The organism is Pseudoalteromonas sp. AOP31-A2-14 (assembly GCF_052378035.1).
Lineage (GTDB): Bacteria > Pseudomonadota > Gammaproteobacteria > Enterobacterales > Alteromonadaceae > Pseudoalteromonas.
The window spans coordinates 2,621,391-2,633,391 of sequence record NZ_JBQSXI010000001.1 but is presented as its reverse complement, the minus strand read 5'-3'; the positions used below and the strand labels follow the sequence as shown (position 1 = coordinate 2,633,391).

At 40.2% G+C, this 12,001-nt stretch carries 12 protein-coding genes; 9 read left to right on the top strand and 3 right to left on the bottom strand.

From position 1 onward, the window contains the following. Nucleotides 1-247: 247 nt before the first annotated feature. Both ACT3S9_RS12170 and ACT3S9_RS12165 read left to right on the top strand, forming a co-directional pair. Nucleotides 248-577 carry a hypothetical protein gene (locus tag ACT3S9_RS12170; RefSeq protein ID WP_441833976.1) on the top strand — a complete coding sequence of 110 codons (330 nt, stop codon included), beginning with the start codon at nucleotides 248-250 and terminating at the stop codon, nucleotides 575-577. A 646-nt stretch (nucleotides 578-1,223) separates the two neighbouring features. Beyond that, on the top strand, nucleotides 1,224-2,297 hold the full coding sequence (locus ACT3S9_RS12165) for an endonuclease/exonuclease/phosphatase family protein (protein WP_441833975.1): 1,074 nt from the start codon (nucleotides 1,224-1,226) through the stop codon (nucleotides 2,295-2,297). Between the two features lie 77 nt (nucleotides 2,298-2,374). Here ACT3S9_RS12165 and ACT3S9_RS12160 read toward each other — a convergent pair whose 3' ends face one another. Next, entirely contained in the window at nucleotides 2,375-3,751 is a 1,377-nt protein-coding gene (locus ACT3S9_RS12160; protein WP_441833974.1) for an NAD-dependent succinate-semialdehyde dehydrogenase, read from the bottom strand. A gap of 441 nt (nucleotides 3,752-4,192) precedes the next feature. Here ACT3S9_RS12160 and ACT3S9_RS12155 point away from each other — a divergent pair, with 441 nt between their 5' ends. Further along, nucleotides 4,193-4,375: a hypothetical protein gene (locus ACT3S9_RS12155; protein WP_444750954.1), complete on the top strand. Its 183-nt coding sequence runs from the start codon at nucleotides 4,193-4,195 to the stop codon at nucleotides 4,373-4,375. A gap of 61 nt (nucleotides 4,376-4,436) precedes the next feature. Further along, nucleotides 4,437-4,616: a YgjV family protein gene (locus ACT3S9_RS12150; protein WP_441834012.1), complete on the top strand. Its 180-nt coding sequence runs from the start codon at nucleotides 4,437-4,439 to the stop codon at nucleotides 4,614-4,616. On the opposite strand, the gene ACT3S9_RS12145 is transcribed toward ACT3S9_RS12150, so the two are convergent. After that, the gene (locus ACT3S9_RS12145) at nucleotides 4,597-5,109 is read right to left on the bottom strand and encodes an NUDIX domain-containing protein (protein ID WP_441833972.1); all 513 of its coding nucleotides are present in this window, start codon (nucleotides 5,107-5,109) and stop codon (nucleotides 4,597-4,599) included. The genes ACT3S9_RS12150 and ACT3S9_RS12145 overlap by 20 nt on opposite strands. 397 nt (nucleotides 5,110-5,506) lie before the next feature. Here ACT3S9_RS12145 and ACT3S9_RS12140 point away from each other — a divergent pair, with 397 nt between their 5' ends. Genes ACT3S9_RS12140 through ACT3S9_RS12120 form a run of 5 tightly spaced genes read left to right on the top strand, consistent with a single transcriptional unit; the run spans nucleotide 5,507 to nucleotide 11,010 of the window. Next, nucleotides 5,507-6,850 (top strand): sigma-54-dependent transcriptional regulator, encoded by a 1,344-nt coding sequence (locus tag ACT3S9_RS12140; protein ID WP_441833971.1) that lies wholly within the window; start codon nucleotides 5,507-5,509, stop codon nucleotides 6,848-6,850. Nucleotides 6,851-6,885: 35 nt separating this feature from the next. Then, nucleotides 6,886-7,086 (top strand): histidine kinase, encoded by a 201-nt coding sequence (locus tag ACT3S9_RS12135; protein ID WP_441833970.1) that lies wholly within the window; start codon nucleotides 6,886-6,888, stop codon nucleotides 7,084-7,086. Nucleotides 7,087-7,094: 8 nt separating this feature from the next. Further along, nucleotides 7,095-8,573, top strand: coding sequence for a sensor histidine kinase (locus tag ACT3S9_RS12130; RefSeq protein WP_441833969.1), 1,479 nt, complete (start codon nucleotides 7,095-7,097; stop codon nucleotides 8,571-8,573). Beyond that, nucleotides 8,573-9,034: a response regulator gene (locus tag ACT3S9_RS12125; RefSeq protein ID WP_441833968.1), complete on the top strand. Its 462-nt coding sequence runs from the start codon at nucleotides 8,573-8,575 to the stop codon at nucleotides 9,032-9,034. Before ACT3S9_RS12130 ends, ACT3S9_RS12125 begins: the two co-directional genes overlap by 1 nt. A gap of 14 nt (nucleotides 9,035-9,048) precedes the next feature. Then, nucleotides 9,049-11,010 carry a response regulator gene (locus ACT3S9_RS12120; RefSeq protein WP_441833967.1) on the top strand — a complete coding sequence of 654 codons (1,962 nt, stop codon included), beginning with the start codon at nucleotides 9,049-9,051 and terminating at the stop codon, nucleotides 11,008-11,010. On the opposite strand, the gene ACT3S9_RS12115 is transcribed toward ACT3S9_RS12120, so the two are convergent. Continuing rightward, nucleotides 10,997-12,001, bottom strand: a complete 1,005-nt coding sequence (locus ACT3S9_RS12115; protein ID WP_441833966.1) for a LacI family DNA-binding transcriptional regulator — start codon at nucleotides 11,999-12,001, stop codon at nucleotides 10,997-10,999. The two genes, ACT3S9_RS12120 and ACT3S9_RS12115, sit on opposite strands and share 14 nt — an antisense overlap.

The following is a 12,001-nucleotide window of genomic DNA, read 5'->3' as shown; positions in this document are numbered from 1 at the left end:
AGGGAAAAGTATATTATCGGTACAAGCAAGTGCTAAACATGAACGTGAACATGATAGGGTGAGCGTAAGGAGCTAATATTATTAGAAGTTGATGGTTTACTAATCCACCAAGTGCATGACACACGAGAAATTTTATTGATAGTGAGCTGGCATCAATTACACGATTAGACGTTGTTATAGTTAGTACACTTCATGTGAAGTTCATAAATCTTTGCTATGTTTAAGTTCAGTTAAATAGAGGCTATTTATGAAAGCATTTATATACTTGGCTGTATTAGCACTGGGAATGATGACGAGTGGTGTTGATGCTAAACAAAAGTACAAGAATAAACATACGGGAAAAGGTAGTTTGCCACCAGGCTTACAGAAAAAAGTAGCCAATGGTGGACAATTACCGCCAGGTTGGCAAAAAAAGTATCACCGGGGTGATATTCTAGATCATGATATCTATAGATATGGAAAAATATTAACACCGATTGGCCGTGATAATGTAATTACGATTGAAGTCGATGACACTATTATCCACTTGGTACATAACACACGAGAAATACTTTCTATTTTGAGTCGTGGTAAATGAAAATTGAAAGTGGCTTAATTGAAAGTTGCTTGACCACAATAGCTTGGTAACTTTCATCTTTACTTTATTTGCATAACGCCAGCCTTTAAATACTAGGTGGCTGCCTGGACCTGAAGTACTGCCATCGCGTTCGGTGGTTTGACTTAATGCGGTATCGCAGATGATGCCGTCAGCACCAGATATATTCACGGTATTACCTAAAACAGAGCCTTTAAAGCCACCCGCTGATGCTAATCAACATTGCTTAACGGTGCATATACTAAATAGCGACTTTCTTTGAGCGGTCATACCATTACTTGAAGTGTAAACTTGTGCGTCGCTGCCAATATTTAATTTATCTTGAATAATAGTCAAGCTACTTTGACCCGGAATCGTCAAAGGGCTGGCGCCTCTAATGGTTGACTCCACCATAGTGGCGATTATCTTGGATTACTAAAATAGCCATGGAGGTGAGTATTAATACCGTAACAAGGATAAAGCCCTTGTTGTTTTTCATAGGTTTAAGGCTATGATAGATGGGTAATCAAAATGGTATGAATTAAATTAACGGCAAAGGCATTGATAGCAACTGCTTAATAGTCAAAAAACAATGCGTTTAAAATGTACTTAACTTACTTAGTTAAAAATAAGCCTACAGGGAGACTTTGTGTATACAGCTCTTTTTATTATCAGCGGATTTTTGTTATTGGTGAGTGCGTTGCCACTTTCATATAGTCAGCATTATCTAGTTCGAAGTTGTGACTTTGTCAGGCTACAAATCGCTTATCTGGCTATTTTTATGCTCGTCGTTATTATTTGGCTGGCTGTTGTAGACTCCTTTACATGGATACAGCTTAGCCTACTAACCATTAATGTTATTTCACTTGCCTTGCAGAGCTGGTGGATTTATCCATATACCTTTATTGCTCCTAAAGAGGTTAACCATGCGCAAAAGGGCAAACGTCATAGCGTAAGGATCATGTCGGCTAATGTGCTTATGTCGAATAAAAATAGTGCGGCACTACTCGATTTAGTTAAGCGCCATGAACCTGATTTATTAATAACTCTTGAAAGTGATAAGTGGTGGCAAGATGAGCTGGCACCTTTAAAAGATGATTACCCTTATAGTATCGATTGTGCAAAAGATAACCGCTATGGTATGCATTTGTTTAGTAAGTTTAAAATTAAGCAAGCGCAAGTTTGTCAATTAGTTGAAGAAGATGTGCCATCTATTCATATCCTTTTTGAAAACGCAGAAGGGATTGAGATGCAAGGGCACTTTATTCACCCTGCGCCACCAAGTCCAACCGAAGAAGACACCTCTCGTCCGCGTGATAGCGAACTTGTTATGGTCGCTAAAGCATTAAAAGAGTGTAAACGTCCGGTGATAGTTGCTGGGGATTTAAACGATGTGGCATGGTCACGCACTACGCGTTTATTTATGCAAATAAGTGGCTTGCTCGACCCTCGTAAAGGTCGCGGCTTTTTTAATACTTTCCATGCTGATTATTTTTTCATGCGTTGGCCACTTGATCACCTTTTTCATAGTGGTGGCTTTACCGTGAAACGTATTAAGCGCTTAGACAAATATGGCTCAGATCACTTTGCACTATTAACCGAGCTTGTGCATCAACAAATCGATCAGCAATCAACGTATGAACAAACCAGCGTCACCGCACAAGTGGCTGATGAGCTGATGATGGATCATCTAGATAAACACCAAGTCCCGACTTTTGATTAGCGAGCACTGTTCTTTAGAGCTGTCTTTTCTGTAGATTAAAGGCCATATGAGTGGCCTTTTGGGGGAGCTATTAACGTTTACTCATTAATCATAATTGTCTTGATATTCACAAATTCACGAATACCAAAGCCACCATGTTCGCGGCCGTAGCCGCTGTCTTTTACGCCACCAAAGGGTAAGTTTGGTTGTGCAAGACCGTAGCCATTGATGTTGATCATGCCGGTATCAAAGTGCTTTTTAGCCAGATCGATGGCTTTTTTCTCATCTTTTGAAAATATACCGCCGCCTAAGCCATAGCGGGAGTCGTTAGCAATGCGCATAGCGTCATCATTGTCTTTTGCTTTAATTAAAGAGGCAACTGGACCAAATAACTCATCGTCATAAGCGGGCATACCTGGTGATAAGTTTTCAAGTAGTGTGGGTGGGTAGTAGTAACCAGTTTGTTCTGGTATTTCTCCACCTGTTACAACTGATGCCCCGGCTTTTTCTGAGTCTTGTACTTGTTGATGAATTTTATCACGTAAGTCTTCACGAGCCATTGGGCCTAAGTCGGTATCATCACTCATTGGGTCGCCCATTTTCATCCCTTCAAACTGTTCAATAATGGCTTTTTTAAAGTCATCATAAAGAGCATCAACAACCACAAAGCGTTTAGCAGAAACACAGGTTTGACCGTTATTGACCATGCGTCCTTGCATGCAGGTTTTGACTGCAAGTGTTAAATCGGCATCATCAAGAACCATGTAGGCATCGTTACTACCTAGTTCCAGTACGGTTTTCTTTACTTGTTTGCCAGCGCGCTCAGCCACTTTTTTACCCGTGTCGTCGCTACCGGTAAATGTGACTCCGCGAATCGCTTTATGATCAATCAGTTCGCTGGCTGTTTTGCCATCAACTAGTAGGTTCTTAAATACATGATCAGGGAACCCAGCTTCATCAAACATACTTTCAATTTTTTCGGCCATGCCAAACACATTACCAGCGTGTTTAAGTACGGTTGTATTACCAGCCATAATATTCGTGACTGCATAACGTATTACTTGGTAAAGCGGAAAATTCCAAGGTTGAATACCGAGTAGAACGCCTGTTGGTCGGTAGGTTACGATTGCTCTGCCGCCTTGCATATCTCGTTCTTCATCAGCTAATTGCACTGGGCCATTTTCAGCTGTATAACGACATATAGCTGCACATAGTTCAATTTCTTGAAATCCTTGCGGATATACTTTGCCCATCTCTTCGGTCATTAATTTAGCGATTGCTTCTTTGTTCTGCTCAAATACAACAGCTAACTGGTTTAAATGTTTAGCTCGTTCGGTAAATGTAGTGGTACACCAATCTAAAAAAGCTTGCTGGGCTTTATCAACCTCTGCTTGTGCTTGGGCTAAAGTAAGCAAAGTATATTCATTAATAGGCTGCTCGGTGGTGGGATTAATAGTTTTTACTGTATTAGACATCATTATCTCCTTACAAATAATATTGTGTAAGGGTTTGCAAGGCTGACACCAACTCTATATTTAGTTCGTTTATAGTTATATTTTATTGTAATTAGTGAACTTTTAATTTCCACGTGGCTCATTCGCTTATTAATTTAAGTCGCTATTTAGTCTTATGCCGGTAAAAAGTGCAGGTAGCTGAAAAAGTTACAAGGAGTATAATATGGCAAAATTGTTTAATACCCGTTTAGCGTTAATACAAGCGATGTTCAAAAGACAAATTTAGTAATCGCTGTGTAATGGCGGTGGCTTAAGCTTTCTATCTTGCGCTATGCTGCCTAAAGAGTAGTTACTGAGTGGGCTTACAAAACTCCCTCAAGCTAGCGAGCAATCTTATAACCTCAACTTTTTTGTCATACACCGCTCAGTTATAGTCACGAACAAAAAGCAGATTTGCATATATTGCTTGCACCTTATTCTGCTGAGTTTGATATTGATGAGTCAACGTTAGGAATGAGTGCATCACGAAAACCCATTGATGCAGGTATAGTTGGTTTAATTGCGCCATTTAAACCGCTGAAGGGGCTTTCACTTTGGTTTTCTAAAGCCGTCTATCGTAAGCAGAATAAAAAGCTACAGTGGTAGCGTGATTTCTATTGCGGCTTTATTAGATTTAGCGTCATTATAATTTAAAGCCCGTAAACCTATCTTACTGTGTTTTTATCTTAGTATTACTGACCGTCGTTCACTTTTTTGGATCTCCCATAACATGAGAGTTGGCTCACCTGTGGCGGTATTGATGGAAAGTATTTTTATTGCTAGTAACCTTGTTGGATTATCTCGTTTTTATATAAGAGAAAACACGCTTAAGGGTGTTGAGCTATGAGCTTAAGTAAAAAAGTTTCTCGTTGAATCGACATACCTTGCTTGTCGCTCATGGCCATGGTGGTTTCGTTATGAGCAATGGCAGTATTAATATCCATCCATTTTGGTTGCATACCATTTTGTTGCTCGTAGAGTTCCATGCAGGGTTTTGCAAATTGGTCACTCACACTGCAAAAGTAGCAGTATGATTTGATATGGATAATGTCATAGTCATCTTTGTACCAAGGGCGATACTCTTGGTACATACCAAGCTGACCCGTTATTTGTATATCTTGCGCGCCTGTTTCTTCAAAAAGCTCACGTTTTAGGCCTTGTTCGATGCTTTCACCGTTATCAATCCCACCGCCGGGTAAGCTGTAGTCGTCATAACGCGGTGTATACAAAAGCAAAATCTTCTCATTTTTAATGACAATGGCACGCGTGGTTTCGCGGGTAAACTGCGTACCATTAACAATGCCAAGGCTTGGGTGTATGACGTCGCGAAGTAGTTTCATAATTAGGCTTGCTTATATAAGTTAGAGCAATGCTATTTTAACGTGTGTAGCGTGTAAAGCGAATATTTGTCTAAAGTGACCGTTGATTTTTCAGGGGGGTAAAACGAAGGTATTTAATCACAGTGTGAGATTTATAGCCTCATAGGCTGTCGATAACTGCACCTGCTTTACTCTACTGACTTAATCGCTGAAATAATAAGTGAAAATAGAGCAACAAAAAGTAACCCCCTAAATAAATAGCAAGCAATAATAGACATTTAGTCGAGGTTTTTAGCTTGTGAGGAGTATTTATTTCGGCTAAAAATTTATAAGCTGTTATTATAATGCGTTAAGGTTTAATTTACTTTATTTTGCAAATGCGGCAGCGTAGAATAAGAAAAAAGCACAGGAATTTTATATGTTAAACATACTTTTAGTTGATGACGATGCTGAGTTTAGCGAGGTAGTTTGTCATATCATTGAGTTTTTAGGGCACAACATTAGTACTGCTGCTAATTTGGCGGAAGCTCAGCAATGGTTTGAGAATAATACCTTTGACCATGTTTTTTTAGATTTCATGCTCCCCGACGGCAGTGGCTTACACTTAATTGAACACTTACAGCAGTCTATCCATAATCCCAAAATCACGCTTATTTCTGGCCACCCCTCTATTAAGGGTAAATTAGCTGAGATGTGCGCTCCTAATGTTGGCCATTTAGTTAAGCCATTACAACGCGAAGATATTGAACTGGTTTTATCGCCTAAAAAAAGCGGCGATAAAAAAGTCTCGAAGCCTGCTGTAACTAAACATTTTGATACGCTTATTGGTGAATCACAAGTAATGAAAGATCTTTACACTATGGTTGAACGTGTGGCGGCCACTTCTGCCAATGTAATGCTGATGGGTGAAAGTGGCTCGGGTAAAGAAGTTGTAGCACAGGCAATTCATAATGCGAGTAAATGCGATGGCCCTTTAGTTACGACTAACTGTGGTGCATTTTCAAAAGAATTGATAGGAAGTCAGTTGTTTGGCCATGAAAAAGGCGCTTTTACTGGCGCTATAGCTCGTAAAGAAGGGGTGTTTGAGCAAGCCGGTGGCGGTACGTTATTTTTAGATGAAGTAACCGAAATGCCTATCGATATGCAGCCAAATTTACTGCGTGTACTTGAGAGTAAAAAAGTAACTCGGGTAGGCGGTAATCGTGAACAACCGGTAAACTGCCGGGTTATATCTGCGACTAACCGCTCTTTAACCGAACTTGCCCAAAATAATATTATTCGCGAAGATATTTATTTTCGTTTGGCGGTTTTCCCGATTGAGATTCCAGCACTGCGTGACCGAAAAGAAGATATTTCGTTACTTGCTAAAGCATTTTTAACCCAGCTTAACGATGAAAATGGTACCAACTATAGCTGGCAAAGTATCCAGCTAAAAGTATTGGAAAGCCACGATTGGCCGGGTAATGTGCGCGAATTACGACATGCTATCCACCGTGCTTTTATTATGAGTGACCCAAAGGAAAGCAGTATTACCTTACCTGAAAATTTAGAATCACCTTTTTCACGTATCAATAAATTACAGACTGAAGAAAATAAAGTCAGTGCTGGGCAAACCATCGAAGAGGTTGAAAGAGAGTTGATCCACGTGACTTTAGATAAAGTACAAGGTAATAAAACCTTAGCAGCACAAATGCTCGGGATAAGCACAAAAACCTTGTATAACCGTTTAAATGCTTATGGTGGGATTGGCGAATACAAGTAAGCCTGACACTAGATTAAAGAAACAAAGAGGGCAGTATGAGTAGTAATGAACCGATTAACAAATTAGTACATGACGCGCGTGCACCACTTAACCGTATCTCGATGAATGCTGAGCTTATTAAGTTAGTACTTGAAAATGATATGCCAAAAGACAAAGCGCTAGTGGCGCTTGATAAAATAATTGCTAACTGCCAACAGTGCAGCGAGAGCTTGCAAAAAATATCAGATTCACAATAGGACATTTAATGAAAAAATGGCAGGGCAAAGCGAACCTTATATGGGCGAGTTTTATCGGTATTGTATTGTGTATTATTGTAGGTAATAGCTTTTTAGCCGTTAATATAATTAATAGTTTAACCAAGACTCAGCAGAGCTTGGATAACACCAGCATGATCACAACAGCTATCAGTAAGTTACATTTATCTGTTGTACAAGCAGAGTCAGGGCAGCGTGGTTATTTACTCACCGGTGATAAAACTTATTTAACCCCTTATTACGAGGCCATATTACAACTAAAATCTCAGGTAAGCTTGGTTAAAAGCCTCAGCTCATCTATTGAGGGGCAGGCTGACGATATTGCTCGCTTGCTTTTTTTAGTCGATGACAAAGTAGCTGTACTCACTAAAACTGCTGATTTAGCCTTGGCAGATGAAGACAGACGTGCCCATTATTTACTAGAAACCCACAAAGGACGTGATTTATACGAGCAAATACTAACACTTGTTGGACAAATTGAAGAGCGGGAACTTAACTTTAAGATTAGTCAGTTTGTGAAATTAGCAGAAATAAAAAAGGATGCTAAAATTACGTTTGCAATAACAGCAATTACTAGTGCTTTATTGATTATAGGCATGTTTATACTTACGCGGATTAATTTACGTAATGCCAGTATTTACCGTTCAGAGCTGGAGCAGCAAAATGAAATGCTTGCAAGCAAGGTCTCTGAGCGGACCCAAGAGTTAATGATTTACTCTGATGAATTAAGCCGTTCAAACCGAGAACTCGAAGACTTTGCGTTTGTAGCAAGTCATGACTTACAAGAGCCTCTGAGGAAAATTCAAGCGTTTAGCGATCGCCTTGAAACTATGTTTAAAGATGAACTCGGCGAAAAAGGTATTGATTACATTGGCCGCATGAAAAGCGCAGCACAAAGAATGTCAAACCTTATTAATGATTTACTTGAGTTTTCTCGGGTCACTACGCGAGGTAGAGAGTTTATCGATATTGATTTGAGTAAAGTGTTGAGTGAGGTTGTAAGCGATTTAGAAATCGCAATTAAAGAATCTGACACTGAGGTTGATATTGATGATATGCCGGTTATTCAGGCTGATCCTAGCCAGATGCATCAGCTTTTTTTAAATTTACTTTCAAATGCTGTTAAGTTTAGACGCCCTGATGTGGCACCACGGATCAGTATTAATTATCAGCATCAGAGCGAATTTAGTGAAACTCATAATACAGATATTGAATGGCAAGTTATTACAGTTACAGATAATGGCATTGGATTCTTAGAAGAGTATACAGATAAGATTTTCGTACCGTTTCAGCGTTTACACGGACGCTCACAATATAAAGGCACAGGCATTGGCTTGTCTGTATGTCGTCGAATTGTTGAACGCCATGGTGGAACTATAACGGCGCAAAGTGAAAGTGGTGAAGGGGCAACCTTCATAATTAAATTACCTGTGGAAGCAGAGCTTTTCACATTGCAAGGGGAGGCGTAATGCCACTTAATACAGTAAAACCAATCACCATTTTAATGGCTGACGATGATGAAGATGACCGTTTATTAACTCAAGATGCGCTAGCAGAAAGTCGCGTTCTTAACGAGCTTCACTTTGTTGAAGATGGTGTTGAGCTACTTGAGTATTTAGAGCGTAAAGGCAAGTTTGAAGAGCGCGATTCTTCACCTCGCCCAGGACTTATTTTACTTGATTTAAATATGCCGAGGATGGATGGTCGAGAAGCTTTAGAGGCAATTAAAGGTAACCCTAACCTTAAAGGTATCCCGGTCGTTATTTTAACTACATCTAAGCAGGAAGAAGATATGGTTAAAGGATATAACTTAGGTGCAGCCTCGTATATTACAAAACCTGTTACCTTTGATGGCTTAGTTGATTTAATGAAAACACTGGGCAAATATTGGGTTGAGTTTGTAGAGCTACCTAGTAGCTTTAACGATTAATCGCAGGAGAAATAATGATAGATAGGGCAACCAAGCTGCTACTTGTTGAAGATGATGAAGATGATTATATTCTTACTTGTGATTATCTTAAAAGCTTAAGCTCCCACAATTTTGATGTTGAGTGGGTCAGCTGCCCTATAAAAGCCGTAGAAGTATTAAGTCAAAACCAGCATGACATTTGCCTGCTTGACTACCGCCTTGGTGCATCCGACGGTTTAGTGGTACTTAAGCAAGCAATTGAAAATGGTTACAATGGTCCTATCATTATGCTTACCGGGCAATCTAATGAAGCTCTTGACAATGCAGCGCTTGATGCCGGAGCTGTTGATTATTTAGTTAAAAGTGAAATGAGCAGTAGTCGTTTCGCGCGCTCTATTCGTTATGCTCTAGCAAGGCGAGATGTCGAAGGTGAGCGTGTTGAGCGTTTAAAGGCGGAAGCTGAAAACCGTTCAAAAGACCGCTTTTTAGCCCACTTAAGCCATGAGTTACGCACGCCGCTATCTTCAATACTTGGTTATACCGAGCTGCTGTTGCAAAGCGAGTTTAATCAGCACGCAAACAACGAGCTAGGGGTGATTTATCGTAACGGAAAGCACCTACTGAGCTTACTTAATGATGTTCTCGACTTATCTAAAATAGCGGCCGACAAACTTGAGCTTAACTTCAGCGAAGTAAATCTCGACAGTCTAATGGCTGATGTTTTTACCTTAATGCGTGTATCTGCACTTGATAAAGGGTTGTGTTTGCGTTTTGAGTCGTTACAGTCATTGCCACTATTGGTTAATCTAGATGCAACACGCTTTCGTCAAATCCTTATAAATATTATTAATAATGCAATAAAATTTACCGAGCAAGGTGAGATTGTTGTGCGTGCTTGGACTGAATTTGTTAACGACCAAGAAATGCTCTTTTTCAGCATTAAAGATTCAGGTTTGGGGATTGCCCCTGAAAAGCAAGAGTTGATCTTTAAGCCCTTTGAACAAATAGCAGATATTGAGTCCCGTTCAGTCGGTGGTGCAGGGCTTGGGCTGGCTATATGTTCAGAGTTATTAACGCGAATGCACGGCAGTATCGATTTAGAATCGACTGTGGGTGAAGGCTCTGAGTTTATTATTTCAGTGCACCCGGGCAATATTAATGGTGTGCAAAGAGAGCCATTAAAGCTTGATTTAACGCCGAATATGCAGCAAAAAACAGCACCTTGTAAAGTCAGTGGTCGTGTACTGGTAGTTGATGACCTTAGAGATTTACGTGTTTTAGTGGGGCATATGATAAGTTCTGCCGGTGCAAAAGTAGACTATGCTGAGCACGGCAAGCAAGCCCTTGAAAAAGTTCGCTGTGCAGAGCAGCAAGGCTCGCCTTATGAGTTAATCTTTATTGATATTCACATGCCTGTAATGGGCGGTAAAGAGGCAACAATTGAGCTTAGAAAGCAAGGTTTTAAAGGGGGCATAGTTGCCCTTACTGCCGCAACCATGAAGGGGATACATAATGAGCTATCAGCACTTGGTTTTGATGATGTTATAGGTAAGCCAGTAGATTCTAATTTACTGTATCAAACTTTAGCTAATTACCTTGACGACCATCAGCAGACAAAGCCTGCACACCCTACACCAGAGGTTCCAGCTGCTAATTTACGCTTTTTGTTGTTAGAGGATGACCATGATGCGGCGCAAATTACTCAGCTGTTACTCGAGAGTCTTGCGGTTGAAACCGTTATAGTCAATAGTTGTGAGCAATGTATAGAGACATTAAACACCGACAGTACCTTTGATAAAGTACTACTTGATATGCATTTACCTGATGGCGATGGTTTAACTTTGGCTAGTCAATTAAAATGTCAGCATCCAGCGCTAAACCTTGTTATTATCAGTGGCGCAGAGCCAGATCCTCAAAAGATAAAGCAGCTAGAGATAGAGCACGTGTTACTCAAGCCAATAAATTTAAGCTTGCTAACTCAACTCATTGAGGGTTAGCAATTACTGAATTGCGGATCACCAGCTCAGGTTTAAATAAGGTTTGCAGTGGCAAGGTGTTTTTTTGATACAGTTCATTTAGCATCCAGTTTGCTGCCATAGTGCCCATATCATTTATAGGGTAATTAATCGTGGTCAATGGCGGATATACGTGACGTGTGAAAAATATATTATCAAACCCCATAATCGAAAGTTGCTCTGGTAAGGCAATGCCTTGCTCTCGAGCGCTGACCATTGCCCCTGTTGCCATTTCATCATTGGCGCAAATAAGTGCTGAAAATGTTTTATTATCGTTATGCAGTTGCTTGAAGCCCTCATAGCCACTTGATTCTGTATAGTCACCTTGATAAAGCAACTCACAATTTAATTCTTGCTCAAATTCTGCTAAGGCTTGTTTGTGGCCTGAAAGACGATCTTGGGCATCTTTTTTCCAAAGTGGTCCACTGATATAAGCTATATCTTTATGGCCCTGCTCAAGTATATGTTTACATGCAATGTAACCACCATAAATGTTATCTAAAATAATACAACGATCGCTAATATCAGGAACATATCGGTTTAGTAATAGAAAAGGAATTTTACCTTTACTTAATGCAATCAGGTATTCGTCACTTACCGCTTCTACATGCAAAATAAGGCCATCACAATTACGACTGATCAAGAATTCAATACCTTGTTGCTCACGCTCAGCATCACTATGACCTGCGGCAATGATGGCATGTTTACCATGACTTCGAAATATATTTTCAATGCCGCTCATCATTGGACCATAAAATGGGCCGTCGAGCTTTGATACTAATAGGCCCACACTATTTGAGCAGTTTGATGCGAGCGACTGTGCTATCGAATTAGGGCGGTAGCCAAGCTTATTCATCGCTGTGGTGACTTTTTCGCGCGTGTTATCGCTCACGTTGGCGTTGTTATTCATTACCCTTGATACGGTTGCAAGAGAAACCCCGGCAAGCTTTGACACCTCGTATATGGTGGCCAT